General features: G+C 66.7%; 14 protein-coding genes. 8 read left to right on the top strand and 6 right to left on the bottom strand.

All coding sequences use genetic code 11. The features are described from left to right. Window positions 1-147: 147 nt before the first annotated feature. A complete protein-coding gene (locus tag BO1_RS33835; RefSeq protein ID WP_028221355.1) occupies window positions 148-852 on the top strand; it encodes a glutathione S-transferase N-terminal domain-containing protein in 705 nt (234 codons plus the stop codon). Window positions 853-949: 97 nt separating this feature from the next. Here the strand turns inward: BO1_RS33835 and BO1_RS33830 are convergent, their stop codons facing one another. Both BO1_RS33830 and BO1_RS33825 read right to left on the bottom strand, forming a co-directional pair. Next, window positions 950-1,681 (bottom strand): DUF4410 domain-containing protein, encoded by a 732-nt coding sequence (locus BO1_RS33830; RefSeq protein ID WP_156992538.1) that lies wholly within the window; start codon window positions 1,679-1,681, stop codon window positions 950-952. Between the two features lie 99 nt (window positions 1,682-1,780). Continuing rightward, on the bottom strand, window positions 1,781-2,419 hold the full coding sequence (locus BO1_RS33825; RefSeq protein WP_043287688.1) for an HAD family hydrolase: 639 nt from the start codon (window positions 2,417-2,419) through the stop codon (window positions 1,781-1,783). A 182-nt stretch (window positions 2,420-2,601) separates the two neighbouring features. On the opposite strand from BO1_RS33825, the gene BO1_RS33820 reads away from it, so the two are divergent. Beyond that, window positions 2,602-2,880 (top strand): hypothetical protein, encoded by a 279-nt coding sequence (locus tag BO1_RS33820; RefSeq protein ID WP_028221352.1) that lies wholly within the window; start codon window positions 2,602-2,604, stop codon window positions 2,878-2,880. Window positions 2,881-2,983: 103 nt separating this feature from the next. On the opposite strand, the gene peaD is transcribed toward BO1_RS33820, so the two are convergent. From peaD to peaA, 4 genes are all read right to left on the bottom strand, one after another. Continuing rightward, complete coding sequence (peaD, locus tag BO1_RS33815) at window positions 2,984-4,114, bottom strand: quinohemoprotein amine dehydrogenase subunit beta (RefSeq protein ID WP_028221351.1); 1,131 nt, start codon at window positions 4,112-4,114, stop codon at window positions 2,984-2,986. A 29-nt stretch (window positions 4,115-4,143) separates the two neighbouring features. Further along, entirely contained in the window at window positions 4,144-4,467 is a 324-nt protein-coding gene (qhpC, locus tag BO1_RS33810) for a quinohemoprotein amine dehydrogenase subunit gamma (RefSeq protein ID WP_028221350.1), read from the bottom strand. 1 nt (window position 4,468) lies between these two features. Continuing rightward, the gene (gene peaB, locus BO1_RS33805) at window positions 4,469-5,917 is read right to left on the bottom strand and encodes a quinohemoprotein amine dehydrogenase maturation protein (protein ID WP_028221349.1); all 1,449 of its coding nucleotides are present in this window, start codon (window positions 5,915-5,917) and stop codon (window positions 4,469-4,471) included. Window positions 5,918-5,989: 72 nt separating this feature from the next. Continuing rightward, window positions 5,990-7,588, bottom strand: coding sequence for a quinohemoprotein amine dehydrogenase subunit alpha (peaA, locus tag BO1_RS33800; RefSeq protein ID WP_052409702.1), 1,599 nt, complete (start codon window positions 7,586-7,588; stop codon window positions 5,990-5,992). A gap of 411 nt (window positions 7,589-7,999) precedes the next feature. On the opposite strand from peaA, the gene BO1_RS33795 reads away from it, so the two are divergent. The 6 genes from BO1_RS33795 (at window position 8,000) to qhpG (ending at window position 15,948) form a co-directional block, all read left to right on the top strand. Beyond that, window positions 8,000-9,493 carry an aldehyde dehydrogenase family protein gene (locus BO1_RS33795; RefSeq protein WP_028221347.1) on the top strand — a complete coding sequence of 498 codons (1,494 nt, stop codon included), beginning with the start codon at window positions 8,000-8,002 and terminating at the stop codon, window positions 9,491-9,493. Between the two features lie 80 nt (window positions 9,494-9,573). Beyond that, window positions 9,574-9,897 (top strand): high-potential iron-sulfur protein, encoded by a 324-nt coding sequence (locus BO1_RS33790; protein WP_043287686.1) that lies wholly within the window; start codon window positions 9,574-9,576, stop codon window positions 9,895-9,897. A gap of 314 nt (window positions 9,898-10,211) precedes the next feature. Beyond that, entirely contained in the window at window positions 10,212-12,158 is a 1,947-nt protein-coding gene (locus tag BO1_RS33785) for a sigma-54-dependent Fis family transcriptional regulator (RefSeq protein WP_218002841.1), read from the top strand. A gap of 34 nt (window positions 12,159-12,192) precedes the next feature. Next, window positions 12,193-13,932 (top strand): ABC transporter ATP-binding protein, encoded by a 1,740-nt coding sequence (locus BO1_RS33780; protein ID WP_028221344.1) that lies wholly within the window; start codon window positions 12,193-12,195, stop codon window positions 13,930-13,932. Beyond that, window positions 13,922-14,635 (top strand): subtilisin-like serine protease QhpE, encoded by a 714-nt coding sequence (gene qhpE, locus BO1_RS33775; protein WP_028221343.1) that lies wholly within the window; start codon window positions 13,922-13,924, stop codon window positions 14,633-14,635. Before BO1_RS33780 ends, qhpE begins: the two co-directional genes overlap by 11 nt. After that, on the top strand, window positions 14,632-15,948 hold the full coding sequence (qhpG, locus tag BO1_RS33770) for a flavin-dependent monooxygenase QhpG (RefSeq protein ID WP_028221342.1): 1,317 nt from the start codon (window positions 14,632-14,634) through the stop codon (window positions 15,946-15,948). The genes qhpE and qhpG overlap by 4 nt, the downstream gene beginning before the upstream one ends. The last annotated feature ends 122 nt before the right edge of the window (window positions 15,949-16,070 follow it).

Here is a 16,070-nt window from a genome sequence, read left to right as displayed (position 1 = left end):
ATTCGCGGCGCGCCGGCCGCATTTCCACTAAACTGTTCCGCCTGAGCGCCGCCCTCGCGGCGTGGCCCGCATGGCGGGCATGCCGTTTGCCATGCCCTGCCGTGCCTGCACGCCGGGCACGATCCGCACCCCGTTACAGGACTTCGCATGAACGATCTCTCCGCCTTCCCCATTTCCGGCAAATGGCCCGCGCAACATCCCGAGCGCATCCAGCTCTATTCGCTGCCCACGCCCAACGGCGTCAAGGTGTCGATCATGCTCGAAGAAACGGGCCTGCCCTACGAGCCGCATCTGGTCCGCTTCGACACCAACGACCAGATGTCGCCGGAATTCCTCTCGCTCAATCCCAACAACAAGATTCCCGCGATCATCGATCCCAACGGACCCGATGGCGCACCGCTCCCGCTCTTCGAATCGGGCGCGATCCTGATCTACCTCGGCGACAAGAGCGGCCAGCTCCTCGCGCGCGAAGGCCGCGAGCGCTATGAGACGATCCAGTGGCTGATGTTCCAGATGGGCGGCATCGGGCCGATGTTCGGCCAGGTGGGCTTCTTCAACAAGTTCGCCGGCAAGGACTACGAGGACAAGCGCCCGCGCGAGCGCTATGTGGCCGAGTCGCGGCGCCTGCTCAACGTGCTCGACCAGCAGCTCGCGGGCCGCAAGTGGATCATGGGCGAGCACTACACGATTGCCGACATCGCCACGTTCCCGTGGGTGCGCAACCTCATCGGCTTCTACGAGGCGGCCGATCTGGTCGGCTTCAACGACTTCCGTCACGTCGCGCGCGCGCTCGACGCCTTCCTCGCGCGTCCGGCCGTCAAGCGCGGGCTGGAGATTCCGGCGCGCGGCTGATACGCGCGCACGGTGTATCGAGGGCGCTCAGCGCATCTCGCGCGCCGCGGCCGATGAATACTAGACGGGTATTGCGGCAGCCACCCCGGCGCCCATCTCAATGGGCGGCCTTCACACGCGCCACCACGGCGTTCGAGACCTCGCCAGCCGCACGCTCGACGCTCATGCGTTGCTCGCCGCGTGCGACCACGAACTTGGCGGCGGCCACGTAGGGATTGAGCGCGATGGCGGCGGCGGCCCCCGGCTTGCTCTGGCTCGAGTGCGTCTCGATCTCCTGATACATCGGCGCGGGCGCCTGCTTCGAGAGATCGTCGACGGCAACGGCCAGGTCGATCTCGCTCGCGCCCGCGCCGAAGCCCACGATCGAGCGCCGCAGACGATTGCCTTCATCGACGTCGAGGAATACGCCACGCACGAGCCAGCCCTGGGTGGGCGGCGCGGCGCCGGCCGGCAGGCGCCGCGCATCGAAGCCCGCCTTGCGCAGGTCCGCGACCAGCGTCTCCGCCATCTGGTCGACGATCTTGCGGGCGCGCGCCTGCGGGTCGTCGCGATGCGCGAACGGCCTGGGCAGCAGGCCACCCGCGAAGCGCCGCGCGTTGTCCACCGGATTCTGGTCGGTCGTGACGTTGGCCGCGTCGAGTTCGAAATCGCTCACATAGACCACCGGCGCCTGCACGGGTACCGTCGCGGGCGCGTTCGACACTGAATTCGGCACTGAATTCGGCACCGCATTCGCGCCCGCCTGCGCGAACGCCACCGGGGCTCCCAAGCCAAGCCCCATGCCCACGCATATCGCGGCGAACACATACACTTCCCGGCACACTTTCATCGCAGACTCACTCTCGAACAGACCGCGCCCATCATAATCGCCACGCGCCGCGCGCTCTTGCTGGGTGGCCGCCACGCGGCTTCGTGCGCCTTCATGGATTCAGCCGTCGATCACGCCAAAACGCTGCAGGTCTTGCGCAAGCGTTTCGACATCGACGAAGCGGCAGGCGTGCAGGCCGGCGTCGAGCGCGCCTTGCACGTTCGCCTCGCCATCGTCGATGAAGAGCGTTGCGCGCGGTGCGACGCCCAGTTGCGCGAGACAGCCGAGATAGGCCTGTGCCGCGGGCTTCACCGCCCCAAACGATGCCGACGCATAGACACGCTCGCCGAACAGCTCCGCTACCGGCGGATTCAGATAGTCGAGGTGGTCGGTGACGAGGCGGCAGTTGTTGGTCAGCACGGCAATCCGGCAGCGCCGCGCCGTGCGCCCGGCCAGTGCGATGGCCGCGTCGTTGGGCGTGATGGAGGCGTGCCGCGCCGTCAGCCAGGTCTCGCGGTCCATGGCGCAGCCGAGCAGTTCGCCGAGCGCGCGCAGATAGACCTCGGGGGCCAGCTCGCCCGCGTCGGCGCGCGCTTCGAGCCCCGAGCCCCAGATCGCCTCGCGCACGGCCTCGGGCGTCGTGCCGGTCAGCGCCGCGAGCCGCGCGGCGCGCGCCTCGCGGTCGTAATGGGAAAGCACGCCCTCCATGTCGAAGAGGACCACGTCGATTGCCGCTGCCGTCGCTGCCGCCGCTGTCATGTGCCGCTCCCGCCTCGCGAACCCCGCAGCCGATGATACTGCCATGCGGCTGGCGCGAACACGCCGTTCGTGCGCCAATGTCCGCGCGCGCACGTTACTTGCGGTTTGCTTGCGCCGACACTGTGCATGTGCACGGGATCGTGCCCCGAAAACGCCAGGCGAATGCGGTTACACTGCAGCCTATGGAAGAATGCCGTTACTGCGGAAAGACACGCGACGAATGGGATTGCCACGGGCCGGCCTGCCGTGGCGCGATTGCGCGTGCGCTGCGGCGCCAGCGCCAGGGGCTGCCGATGGTGGCCAACGTGATCCGCAACGAAATTCCCGAGAATGCCAGCACTGGCGAGGTCATCCATGTCCTCTCGCGCCAGCGCATGCGCGCGCGTCGCGGCAACGAGGAGCGGCGCGAGCGCAAGGCGCTTGAAAGCGCCGACGAAACGGGTGGCACGACCCACCGCTAAGCCGGCCGCCTCGCCGTCATGAGGGCCGCCGCTCGGCGGCCCTCATCTTTTCTGCGGCGCAGGCTTCGCACCCGCACCCTCTACACCGCTCTCCGTGCGGAAATCAGCGCGTGAAAATCTGCGCCGTCGTGATCGCCATGTCGCCGCCGGGCACGGGAATGTCCTTGAGCTTCTCGAGCGTATCCGCGTCGTACACGGCAACGGTATTGAACGTGCCCGCCAGATAGATCTTCTTGCCCGCTTTATCGATCGTCAGGCAGTAGTACGAATGATCGAGCGGCACGCTCTTGAGCAGCTTTTCGTCCTTGACATCGTACTTCGCGAGCCGGTTGAGCACCCCGTACATGATATTGGGGTCCTTCGGCGAGATGCCTCCCGAAAAATAGATCTCCGTGAACGGCGCAAAGTCCTTGAGCGTCGTCTTGCCCGTGGCGAGGTCGATGTCGATGTACCCGTACATCGTCTGCGCCTTGTCCGGGTCCTTCTTTTCATCCGGGAAGCGGTCGGCCGTATAGAGCAGATTGAACGTGTGCTGCGGGCGCTGCTGGGGCCACACGTAGAGCACGTCGGGCTCGCCATGCAGCGGGCGTTTCCAGTCGCGCAGCGGCGCGGCCACGTCGACTTTGCCGGTGTGGACGTTCATGCGGTAGACCGCCGGGCCGATGATGAAGAGCGAACCGTCGTCGGCGGCCTGCATCATGGTGGTCTGGCGCGGCGCCGGGAACGTGCGCACCGGCTTCGCCTCGAGCCCGCCATCGGTCGACCACACCTCGAGGCGCGGCGCCTGCACTTCGTAGCTGTCGCGGTTCATCTTCGTCGGATTGACGACGCTGTAGATCTCCTTGCCGTCCGGGCTCAGCGCGATCGAGAACATCGCCCGCGCGCGCTCGTCCCACGACTGCGAGAGCGCCGCATGGAACACCGTCTTGCACGAGTCCAGATCGATGCCGTAGAGGTCGCCGTAGTGATTGTTGAGCACATAGGCGCGCTTCTTGTCCGGGCTGATCTGCATCGTGCCCGGCCCGTACGCGTCAGGCAGCGAGCAGGTCTTGTAGACCGTTTCGGTTGCCGTGTCGATCACGCTCAGGTTGTTCGGATAGTTCGTGACCGCGAGATACTCGTGGCCGCTTTCGAGCGGCGTGTCCGGCGCCGCCGCCGCAAGCGTGGAGAGCGTCGTGAAGGCGCCCAGCACGGCGGCGAGCGCGGCCCGGTACGTGTGCTTCCTCAATGCCATGACATGTCCTTTTAGTCGATCCGTATAATTTAGTTATCCTTCGGGAAGACGCTGCCGAGATGGCGCCAGTCCTTGCCCGAATCCGCGGCCGTCTTGTTCCAGTCCTGGTACGTGCTCATCATGTCCGGCACCTGCGCGGGCCACCAGCACGGGTCGGAGCAGCCGTAGAGGTCGGCTTCCATCGGCTGGCACAGCGAGGCCACGCCGCCGAACACGTCCACTTCCCAGCCGGGGTCGGTGGTGGCCGTGCAGCCCGCCACCGACGTCATCGCGACGACTTCCTCCAGGCGGTCTTCAGCCGCAGCCTGCTCGAGCTGCTTCGCCTTGTTGTTGAGCGGCTTCAAATGTTTCATGTCAGTGTGCCTTGCGCGGAGTGATGTGGTTGTCGATGAACGCCGGGTTGGCCGCCATGATGCGGGCATAGATTTCGATGCCGAAATCGACCCAGTCGCGCATCAGCTCGCAGTAGTGGTAAGTGGGGTGCTGCGGGTCGCCGTAGCGCGCGTAGCTCTCGTGATAGCAGCCGCCCGAGCACAGGTTGCGGATGCGGCAGCTCTCGCAGCCCGTGCCGCTGCGGTCGAGCCGCTCGGAGAGAAAGTCCGTGAGCCGCTCCGTGTCCACGCCCTCGTGCACGTTGCCGAAGGTGGGCAGCGTCGATCCCGTGAAGCGGTGGCACAGGTTCAGATCGCCCTTGTGATCGACGGCGAGCATCTTCAGGCCCGCGCCGCAAGGCAGCGACTTCTTGTGCCCTTCGTGGATATCGGTGATGAGCTGGTGCAGGTTAGAAAATCCAATGTTGCGATTCTCCAGCGCCGCGTGCAGATAGCGGCGGCCCAGCGCCTTCATGTTCTCGAACACGCGCGTGAGCTCTTCAGGCTGCATATTGAAGGTGTCGAGCTGGCCCGACGTCACGGGCGCGAAGCCCACCTCCGCAAAACCCAATTCGTTGATGAGGTGATCCCAGATGCCCGCGATATCGGTCACGCCGCTCGTGAGCGTCACGCGCGCGCCCACGGGCCGGCTGCGATAGCGCTTGAGCAGCATCTCCACCTTGCGGCGGACCACGTCATACGTACCCGCGCCGCCCACGGTGCGCCGGTTGAGATCGTGAATCGAGCGCGGCCCGTCCATGCTCACCGAAAGGCCGAAGCGATGCGCGTCGAGCCAGTCGACGATCTCCTCGGTCAGCAGCGTGGCATTGGTCGTCATCACGAAGTCGACCTGCTTGCCGAGCGCGCCGAAGCGCAGCTCGCAATACTCGACCATGCACTCGATCAGCTTGCGGTTGCTGAGCGGTTCGCCGCCGAAGAACACCACGGTATAGCGCGATTCGTCGGGCGATTCCTTGAGCAGCATCTCCACGGACGCCTTCGCCGTCTCCATGTCCATGCGGCGCCCCGCTGACGGCGTATCGAGATCCTCCTTGTAGCAGTACGTACAGCTCAGATTGCAGCCCGTATTCACGTTGAGCACGACGGTGTTGATCGCCGTGCGCTCCACGCGCTTCACGGCAATATCGGGCGAGAGCGGCGAGCCGTCGCTCACCACTTCGAGCGCGAGCAACTCGCGCAGCGTCTCGCTCACCTCGTTCGCCTTGTTCACATCGTGCGCCGCGGACTTGCCCGCGAGCCGCGCGAACAATTCTTCCGCCGTGCAACTGCTCTCGCGCAGCGCGTCGATGATGTCCGCCGTCACCTTGTCGGCGGCGAACAGCGAGCTGCTCGGGATATGGAACATCAGGCGCTCGTGGTCCACCTGCACCTCGTGCACATTGCGCTCCACCACGTTCAACATGGCGCTCATCTCACTCTCCTTGCATTCGATCCAGACCGGCTTCGGCCTTTAAATAGCCTTGATTCTCGCGAGCGTCATGCATCAGGGAATCGGCGGATTGTTCCAGCGCTGCACCCCGACGATCATGTGCGCCTTGCCCGATACGCTCTGGCCGCCATCGGTCACGGTCGCAATCACGTTGAGATTGCCGGTGTTGTTCGTGGACATCCGGCGTTCCGGATTCGGGCCTGCGCCGCCGGGCGTGAAGATGCCGGTCGAGGCCTGCATCGCGCCCGCGAACTTCACGTCGTGGTCTTCCTTCGCCTGGTCGTTGAACGGCTCGACCGACCATTGCGCCGGCACCACGCCGATGCGGAACGGCTTGCCCGCCGCGTCCACGCCCCACGCCTGCGCGTCGAAGCGGCCCTCGACCTTCGGCACCGAGCCGCCGTTGCCGCCGATACGCGCCACCGCGTATTCAGGCACGACCTTCACTTCCTTGATCTGCTGATAGACGGAGAAGTCCGCGAGCTGCGCGCCGCCCACGCTCACCGCGCGCGGGCCCACCGCGCTATCGGCGCTGGCCTTCACGCGCACGCGGATCGCCTGGGGCGAGCGCGAGACCACCGATGTCACCGCCACGCCAGGCCCGAAGTCCGGCGTGCCCTGGAGGTTGGTGCCCACCACGGTCACCTCGGCTTGCGTGCCGGCCTTGATATACTCGGGCTGCACGGCGAGAATGCGCGCCGTGCCGGCCTTCGCCGCCATGAAGTCGAGACCGCGCTCCGTATGCGCATCGTCGAACATGCGGCCCTTCATCTCGCCATCCGTGGCCGCCAGCACCTGGCGCATTTCAACGCCCTGCACCTTGATGCTCGCGCGCCATTCGTAGCCGTCGTAGAGCATCGCCGAGCCGTTGCCGTCGAGCGCGCTGCCGTCGGCATAGCGGCCCTTGAGCGACACCTTGAACGTGTCGTTCGCGCCACCTGTCACGCTCATCACGCCGTACGCGTCGCCGCGTCCGGGCATGTGGCCGCTGAAGGTCCAGTTGCCTACGAACGTCGATGCAGCCGGACGGTTCTTTTGCCAGTCCGTCCAGTCCTTGCTGTCATACGGGTATTGCTTCGCGAGCATCGGCGCGATGTCCTTGAGCGCCACTTGCAGCCACTCGCGGTCGCGGCCCATCGCCGAGTATTCGATCGACGGCCATTGCCCGAGGTGGAAATTCACGAGCTTGTCCCACTCCTCGACCGGGCGCCGCTGCAATACGGGCCGCGCCGCCGAGTGGCAACGCGCGCACATCTGCTTGAATTCCTCGCTGCCGATGGTCTCCTGCGTATTCAGGCGCTGCTCGAGCGCATAGCGCGCGTCGGCCGTTTCCGAGGGCGCGAGGCCCTGGCGGTCGGACAGATATTTCACGAGGATCTGCCGGTCCGCGTCGCTGATGACGAGGCCATGCATGGTCTGCATGCGAGCGATCGTCATGAGCCAGCCCTCGGGCGTCTTGCGCTGATGGCTGATGCGGCTCCACGAATCCTTCGACTCGGCGGTATGGCACGCCGCGCAGGTGTGGCTGATGATCGTGAGCGCGTCGTGCTGCTGCGCGTCCACCTGCGCGTGCGCCGCCGTCGCGAACGCGAGCGGCGCGGCCAAGCCCGCGATGCTCAACAAGGTACTGCGTCGAATGAAAGTCTTGAACAAGGCCTCGCTCCTTTACCGGGTTCCATTTCGCCGTTCATCGCCGTTTGTATATCTCTCGTGCATCAGGCGGCTCGATTATTCGGGTGGCGATAAAGCATGGGTCGTGCCAATCACGCAAAACGCCGTGCGAGAACGATTTGAGCCCCTGAAACAAGGGTTTTTCTGCAACCCGGGAATCGGGTAAATCCCAATGCAAAAAATAATTCGTTTGCGCAGGTCGGCACGCCAGCGCATCGATCGCCTATTCGGCCGTGTGCCATTCTCGTCTCGCGTCTCATGCGAATTCTCAAAATGAGAAACGTTGCGCGCGAGATGACCTTCGCTTCGATATGCGGCGCAGGGTTTGCAGCGGCTGGTATGGAAGCTGCTTAGCGCTCTTTCTCAGCCAACCCAAAGAGCGAGGATCATCTCATGCAGGCTCCGCTGTCTCTACTCCCGCAAACCCAGGCGTTCATCGAGCGCGCACCGACCATGCTGATCGGCGACGCATGGGTCCATGCCGCCAGCGGCGCGAACATGCCCGTGCACAACCCGGCCACGGGCGCGCATCTCGCCGACGTGCCGAAGTCCGGCGCGGAAGACGTGGACCGCGCCGTGCGCGCGGCACGCCAGGCCTTCGACGATTCCGCGTGGAGCCGCATGCGCCCACGCGAGCGCCAGAATCTGCTGTGGCGTCTCGCCGATCTAGTCGAGCGCGACGCGCAGATGCTCGCCGAGCTCGAATGCGTGAACAACGGCAAGAGCGCCCAGGTGGCGCGCGTGATGGACGTGCAGCTCTCCATCGACTTCCTGCGCTACATGGCCGGCTTTGCGACGAAGATCGAAGGCTCGACCGTCGATGTCTCCATGCCGCTCATGCCCGAGGGCCAGTTCCATGGCTACACGCGCCGCGAAGCCGTGGGCGTGGTGGGCGCGATCGTCGCGTGGAATTTCCCGCTGCTGCTTGCGTGCTGGAAGCTCGGCCCCGCGCTCGCCACGGGCTGCACGGTCGTGCTCAAGCCCGCCGACGAAACGCCGCTCTCCGCGCTCAGGCTCGCGGAGCTCGCGCTCGAAGCGGGCTACCCGCCGGGCGTCTTCAACGTGGTGACGGGCACGGGCGCCGAAGCGGGCGCCGCGCTCTCGCATCATCCGGACGTGGACAAGCTCACGTTCACGGGCTCGACCGAAGTGGGCAAGCTCATCGGCAAGGCGGCCATGGAGTCGATGACGCGCATCACGCTCGAGCTGGGCGGCAAGTCGCCCACCATCGTGCTCGACGACGCGGACCCGGCCGCCGCCGCGGCGGGCGCCGCCACGGCCATCTTCTTCAATCAGGGCCAGGTGTGCTGCGCGGGCTCGCGCCTGTATGTGCAGCGCAAGCGCTTCGACAACATCGTCGGCGACATTGCCTCGATCGCGAGCCGCATGAAGCTCGGCAACGGGCTCGATCCGAGCGTCGAGATGGGGCCGCTGATCTCGCAGAAGCAGCAGCAGCGCGTGATGGGCTACATCGAGCGCGGACGCGCGGCGGGCGCGCAGCTCGCCTGCGGCGGCGAGCAGTACGGCCCGGGCTACTTCGTGAAGCCCACCGTGATCGTCGATGCGGATCAGAAAGGCCCGCTCGTGCAGGAGGAGATTTTCGGGCCGGTGCTCGTGGCCATTCCGTTCGACACGATCGACGACGCGCTGCGCCTCGCCAACGACACGCGCTACGGCCTGGGCGCGAGCATCTGGACCAACAACCTCGCGGCCGCCCACCGCATGATCCCGAAGATCAAGTCCGGCTCGGTGTGGGTCAACTGCCATAGCGCGCTCGATCCGTCGCTGCCGTTCGGCGGCTACCGCATGTCGGGCCTCGGCCGCGAAATGGGCGCCGCCGCCATCGAGCACTACACCGAAATCAAGTCCGTGCTCATGAGCATCTGACGAATGCACGCCACCGCTCGCGCGCGTCACGCCGCGAGCGGCGGCACGCACTCCGCTTTCTCCCCACACAACGAAGCACCATGAATCAGACGACACTCACACGCCGTGCATTCGTGATTACCACGATTGGCGCGGCCGCCTCCCTCGTGCTTCAGCGCAACGCGTGCGCCGAAGCGCCCCTGCTCATCGATAGCGACGCGCCGGCGAAGGCGCTCGGCTATCACGCCGACGCCGCGCACGTGGACAAGGCCCAGTTCGCGCGCTATGCAGCGGGCCAGGACTGCGGCAACTGCTCGTTCTATCAGGGCAAGCCGGGCGACGCCGCGGGCGCGTGCCCGCTCTTCGGCGGCAAGCGCGTTGCGGCCGCCGGCTGGTGCAACGCGTACAACAAACGCGCGGGCTAGCCGCACGAGAAGTCTCGCGCGATGGATCAGCGAGACACCCGTGCGCCGCGCCGAACGTAAGCAAACGACCTTGCGCGGCGCGTCCATCGCAGCGCGCTGGCGCTCCCCTTCGCACCCTAACCAGCGCGCATGCATGCTGGCAAATCACGCGGCAGAACACGGGCAAACCCCGACGGAACACCCGATGCAGCCGCGCGATATGCGTTGTTCACCGGATGGATTCGCCCCGGCATCTGTGCGAGATTAGGCGGGCTTTTTTTCACACGCGGCACCGATGCAAGTGGCGAACCGCGATCACTCTAAAGGGGGACAGCTTGCAAGACTTCTTTCCTCCCGGCGCGGCGATTCCGGACCGGTTGCAAACCACCCATCTGATCCGCGAGCGCCTGCGCGCCGAAGGTCATCTGCCCGAAGGCTATCTGCGCAGCGAGATCGACGCCTCGTGGCGCCGCTCGCTCGCGCACGGCGTGCGCGGCCATGACGACGCGCTCGTGAGCCTGCGCGAATTCGGCAACCTCGACGACCTGCACGCGGCCAACCGCATGCTGCTCGACGCCGCGGCGCCCGAGCTCGATTTCCTCGAAGAACGCTGCGGACGCGAGGGCCTCGTGATACTCGCCGATGCCGATGCAACGATCCTGCGCGTGGAAGGCGACGCGGCGGCGCTCGCCGACCTCGGCATCTTCGACGTCTCGCCGGGCGCGACCTGGACCGAGTCGCTGCGCGGCACGAACGCGCTCGGCACGGCGCTCGTCGAAGGCCGGCCCGTGGCGATCGACAGCGGCGAGCATTTCATTGGCCGCCTGAGCCGCTTCTCGTGCTGTTCGCTGCCGCTTACCGATCCGCATGGCAACGTGATCGGCGTGCTCGACCTCACGCGCGACGGCCAGTTGCCGATCCTGCACGACACGCCTTCGATGCTGATCGGCGCAGCCGCCAATCACATCGAAACGCGCCTGTTCGAAGCGTTCTTTCCCGAGCTGTTCGTGCTGGCGTTTCATCCGCGCCGCCCCTATCTCGACTCGACCTGGAGCGGCGTGCTCGCCGTGCGCGACGACGGCGAGATCGTCGCGGCCAATGCGCAGGCTTGCGACCTGCTTCGACTGTCGCGCAGCGAGCTCGTGGGCCGGCGCTGCGAAGGCCCGCGCGACCTGCCGTTCACCGCGCTGCTCGATACGGCTGGCGCGCTGCGCGTGGCCGCGCTGCCGGGCGAGTTCGCGTTTCGCGTATTGCGCGCGCCGCGCCGTGCCGCTACGCGCGTCGACAGCGCCCGCTCCGCGCAAGCATTCGTGCCGGGCGCGGCTGTCCGCACGCAAGCGCAAACCGCAAACACGGAAGGCCTCGCGAAGCTCGCGGGCCGCCAGAGCCGCCTGCTGCGCGCGCTGCAAATGGCGCGTCAGGGCCTCAACAATGGCTTGCCCGTGCTCGTGCAGGGCGAGACCGGCACCGGCAAGGAAGTGATCGCGCGCGGCCTGCACGACGCCAGCGCACGCGCGGGCAAGCCGTTCGTGGCCGTGAATTGCGCATCGATACCCGAGGGCCTCATCGAATCGGAGTTGTTCGGCTATCGCGACGGCGCGTTCACGGGCGCGCGCAAGGGCGGCATGACCGGGCGCCTGATGCAGGCCAACGGCGGCACGCTCTTTCTCGACGAAATCGGCGACATGCCGCTGCACTTGCAGGCGCGCCTGCTACGCGTGCTCCAGGAGCGCAAGGTCGCGCCGCTCGGCGCGGGCGAGGAGCAGTCCATCGACATTGCCGTGATCTGCGCGACGCACCGCAATCTGCAAACGATGGTGCGCGAAAAGGGCTTCCGCGAAGACCTCTATTACCGCATCCACGGCGTGAGCGTGCATCTGCCCGCGCTGCGCGAGCGCGACGACGTGGACCTGATCGTCGAGTCGCTGCTGGCGCGTCTGGGTGCTTCGCAAGTGGGCATCAGCGCCGAGCTGGCCGACGTGTTCCGCACGCACGCGTGGCCCGGCAATATCCGCCAGCTCGAAATGGTGTTGCGCACCGCGCTGGCCGTGCGCGCCGACGACGAATACGAACTCGGCCTCGATCACCTGTGCGACGGGTTCATAGACGGCGCGTGCCCCACTACGCCCGGCGCGGGCCCTCATGGACTGATCCGCAAGCACGAGGACGAACTGATCCGCGAAAGCCTCGCGCGCCACGAGGGCAACGTCGCGGCCGCCGCGCAGACGCTCGGCATCAGCCGCGCGACGCTCTATCGCAAGCTCAAGCGGTTGCACCCATGATGCGTCCGAAATTCGTTCGACCTGCTAATCGACCATGCTGAGTCTGCTGCTACGTTTTATCAGGACCGACGACCGCGCACGGCTGCGCGAATCGATGGCATGGCTGTACGGCTTCGTGCGCCCGCACCGGCTTGCGATTGCGGGCCTGCTTGCGCTTTCGGTGGGCGCGTCCTTTGTCGCGCTCGTGCAGCCGTGGATCACGAAAGAGATGATCGACCGCGGCCTGCTTGGCCGTAACTACCCCGTGCTGCTCGCGCTCGCGGCCGCGATGGTGCTCGCCGGCATCGCGGGCACGTTGTTCGGCGGCGTCAACCGCTATCTGCACACGCGGCTTTCCGGGCGCGTGCTGTTCGCGCTGCGCGGCGCCGTGTACACACATCTGCAAAAGCTGCCGCCGTCGTTCTACGGCAGGCGGCGCATCGGTGACCTGCTCTCGCGGCTCGATGGCGATGTCGCCGAGATCCAGCGCTTCGCGCTCGACGCACTCTTCTCCGCCGTCTCCAGCGTGATCGGGCTGATTGGCTCCGTGGCGCTGCTGCTCACGCTATCCGCCAAGCTGTCCCTGCTGGTCGCGGTGCTGATTCCGTTCGAGGCGTTGTGGCTGCGCCATATGCGCCGCAAGGTCGAGCGCGACGCGCGCAGCCTGCGCGAGAGCGCCGCCGATCTCTCGTCGTTTCTCGTCGAGACGCTGCCCGCGATGAAATTCATCCAGGCATCGGGCCAGCAGGACGCCGAGCGCCGCCGCCTCGATGGCCTGGGCGACCGCTACATGGAGCGGCTGCTCAAGCTGCAGCTGACCGAATTTTTCACGCAGTCGGTGCCGGGCCTCTTCACTTCGTTTTCGCGCACGGGCGCGTTCCTGCTCGGCGGCTACTGGGTCGTCAAGGGCACGTGGCAGCTCGGTTCGCTGATTGCGTTCACGACCTACCTGGGCATGGCGGTCGGCCCCGTGAAGAGTTTGCTCGGCCTCTACGTCGCGCTGCAACGCATGACCGTGAGCCTCGGGCGCGTGGTCGAGCTGCAACGCGAGCCCGTCATGGTGACCCCACCGGCACGGCCCGCCCCCTCGCCGGCCAGTAGCGACCTCGCGTTCGAAGACGTCTGGTTCGCCCACGACGCGCGCACGCAAGGCATCCTGCGCGGCGTCTCGGCCGTGCTCCCCGCGGGCAGCAAGATCGCGCTGAGCGGCGCCTCGGGTGTGGGCAAGTCCACGCTCATCGACCTCATGCAGCGCTTCTACGATCCGCAGCAAGGGACGCTGCGCCTGGGCGGCGTGGATCTGCGCGAGCTCGATCTCGCCGAGCTGCGCCGCCGCATCGCGGTCGTGAGCCAGGACATCGTGCTGTTCCGCGGCAGCCTCGCCGACAACGTGCGCTACAGCGCACCGCACGCGAGCCGCGCGCAGATCGTGGAAGCGATACACGCCGCGCAGCTCGACGAGCTCGTGGCGACGCTTCCCGAGGGCATCGACAGTCTCGTCGGCGAGCGCGGGCAGCAGCTTTCGGGCGGCCAGAAGCAGCGCATCGCGATCGCCCGTGCCTTGCTGCAAGACCCGTCGATTCTCGTGCTCGACGAAGCGACCTCGGCCGTGGACGAGGCCACCGAGCGCCAGGTGATCGCGCAGATCGACGCGCTCTTTCACGCGCGCACGCGCGTGCTCATCAGCCATCGCGCGTCCACGCTCGCGCACGCCGATCTGCATTTCGATCTTGCCGAAGGACGCCTGCAGCGCCGCCCCAATGCGTACGAGGAGTGTGCCGCCCATGTCTCATGAACTGCGCGTCGGCATTGTGGATAGCGGATACGGTGGCGCTCAGGTGGCGTCGGTGGACGCCGCGCTCGGCTTCGCGCCTGGCGAAGATCTGTGCGTGCATGAGCGCGTCGCCACGCCCGACAAACTCGGCCACGGCAGCGCCGTGCTCGCGCACATCCTGCACGCCGCGCCCGGCGCGCGGTTCTGTGTCGCGCAAGTCTTTCACGAGCGCCCGGTCACGAGCGCCGCGCAAATCGCCTCGGCCGTGCGCTGGCTGATCGCGCAGCGCGTGCGCATCATCAATCTGAGCCTCGGCGTGCGCGCCGATCGGAGCACGTTGCGCGAAGCGTGCGCCGAGGCCGTGGAAGCCGGCATCGTGGTCTGCGCATCGAGCCCCGCGCAAGGCGCGGGCGTGTTTCCCGCCAGCTATCCGGGCGTCGTGCGCGTGACCGGCGACGCCCGTTGCGCCGCGCATCAGTGGTCCTGGCTCGACACGGCGCAGGCCGATTTCGGCGCGGTGGTGAAGGGGCAGACTCAACACATGCCTGGCATGGCTAACGAACGTGGCGCGCCCGCGGGCGCGAGCATCGCCACCGCCGCGCTCAGCGGCCACATCGCGGCCCGCCTCATGCTCGACCCCGCAGCGGACCGCGATGCGCTGCTCGCGCATCTGCGTGCGCATGCGGCTTTCATCGGCGCCGAACGGCGCTCGATCGCATCATGAAAGCCCCGCATATCGTCGTGCTCGGAGCGGGGCCCGCGGGCGCGGCCGTGGCGCGCGCGCTGGCCACGCTTGGCTACGCGGTGACCGTGGTGAGCGACCGGCGCCGCTTCGACGCCGTGGAAGGCCTGTCGCTACGCGTGCTCGAGGGCCTGCGCCGCGCGGGCCTCTTGCGTGCCGCCGTGTGCGCCGAAGGGCCGTGCGCGCGCACGACGCTCTGGAACGGCATCACGCAAACGGTCAACGCCGAGTTTCTGGTCGACCGGCACGCCTTCGACGCTGCGCTGCGCGAAGACTTGCGCGAAGCGGGCGTCGAGGTCGTCGAGGCGATGGTGCGTTCGGTGCAATCGACACCGCAAACGCATGACCTGATGATCGAGACCTCCGATGGGCCGCTCTCGCTGAATGCCGACTTTCTCGTCGAAGCACGTGGGCGGCTCGCGCCGCTCATGCGCGACGCCACGCGCGGCCCGCAAACGCTGAGCCTCCTGAACGTCTGGCAAGGTGCGCCGGCGGCGGCCGCCTCGGCCGTGGAAAGTCTGCAGGACGGCTGGGCCTGGATGGCGCGCCTGCCCGACGGCCGCTGCTACTGGCAGATGACACTCGACGTCGCGAGCGCGGAGTTGCCGCAACGCGATGAGCTGCTCGCGTTCTGCGCGCGCATGCGGCACTCGCCGCTCGCGAGCGCGTTCTTTGCCGGCGAGACCGGCGAGCAGGCACGGCTCTATGCGCGCAGCAGCACGGCCACGCTATGCGGGCGCACCGGGACGCGCAACTGGCTGCGTGTGGGCGATGCGGCGATGGCCGTCGATCCGCTCTCGGGTAACGGCATCTTTCAGTCGCTCTCGTCGGCGTTGCAGGCGCCCGCCGTGATTCATACGCTCATTAGCCGGCCCGAGCGCGCCGAGCTGGCGCTGCGGTTTCATCAGCAGCGTATCGAGCATCTGTTTCTGCGCTTTGCGCGCACGGGGCGCGATTTCTATGCGCTCGAGCAGCGCTTTGGGGCGGCGCCGTTCTGGCAGGCCCGCAGTAGCTGGCCCGATGATGTGCCCACTCATCAGGTGCCCGATTTCGGGCAGCTTACGATCGCTCGTGCGCCGGTGATTGATGGTGATGTGATCGGCGAGGCCGATGTGGTTGTGAGTCCGGATCAGCCGCTGGGCGTCTGGCATCTTCAAGGCGTGCCGCTTGCGCCGATTGTCGAGAAACTCAAGCATGAGAGTGCGCAGGAGACGCTCAAGTCGCTTGATGCGGATACTGCCCGGATGATTCGGCAGTGGCTCGTGGCGCAGGGATATCCGCAGGCATTTGTTTGAGTGCGTCTTGCGACTGCTGGATTTTGTTTTCGGTTGTTTTTAGGTTGTGACTTAACTTGTTTTCGCGGCGGGCCGCATGCGTTGCCCCTGTGCGGGGCGGCACCTACTTTTCTTTGCAGCCG

Origin of the sequence: Paraburkholderia oxyphila NBRC 105797 (assembly GCF_000685075.1) — a bacterium.
GTDB classification, from domain to species: Bacteria; Pseudomonadota; Gammaproteobacteria; order Burkholderiales; family Burkholderiaceae; genus Paraburkholderia; species Paraburkholderia oxyphila.
This window is presented reverse-complemented; position numbering and strand designations above follow the sequence as displayed.

Coding starts and splice junctions, on each gene's coding strand:
- BO1_RS33835 (WP_028221355.1), top strand. CDS start 148: ATGAACGATCTCTCCGCCTTCCCCATTTCCGGCAAATGGCCCGCGCAA.
- BO1_RS33830 (WP_156992538.1), bottom strand. CDS start 1,681: ATGAAAGTGTGCCGGGAAGTGTATGTGTTCGCCGCGATATGCGTGGGC.
- BO1_RS33825 (WP_043287688.1), bottom strand. CDS start 2,419: ATGACAGCGGCGGCAGCGACGGCAGCGGCAATCGACGTGGTCCTCTTC.
- BO1_RS33820 (WP_028221352.1), top strand. CDS start 2,602: ATGGAAGAATGCCGTTACTGCGGAAAGACACGCGACGAATGGGATTGC.
- peaD (WP_028221351.1), bottom strand. CDS start 4,114: ATGGCATTGAGGAAGCACACGTACCGGGCCGCGCTCGCCGCCGTGCTG.
- qhpC (WP_028221350.1), bottom strand. CDS start 4,467: ATGAAACATTTGAAGCCGCTCAACAACAAGGCGAAGCAGCTCGAGCAG.
- peaB (WP_028221349.1), bottom strand. CDS start 5,917: ATGAGCGCCATGTTGAACGTGGTGGAGCGCAATGTGCACGAGGTGCAG.
- BO1_RS33795 (WP_028221347.1), top strand. CDS start 8,000: ATGCAGGCTCCGCTGTCTCTACTCCCGCAAACCCAGGCGTTCATCGAG.
- BO1_RS33790 (WP_043287686.1), top strand. CDS start 9,574: ATGAATCAGACGACACTCACACGCCGTGCATTCGTGATTACCACGATT.
- BO1_RS33780 (WP_028221344.1), top strand. CDS start 12,193: ATGCTGAGTCTGCTGCTACGTTTTATCAGGACCGACGACCGCGCACGG.
- qhpE (WP_028221343.1), top strand. CDS start 13,922: ATGTCTCATGAACTGCGCGTCGGCATTGTGGATAGCGGATACGGTGGC.
- qhpG (WP_028221342.1), top strand. CDS start 14,632: ATGAAAGCCCCGCATATCGTCGTGCTCGGAGCGGGGCCCGCGGGCGCG.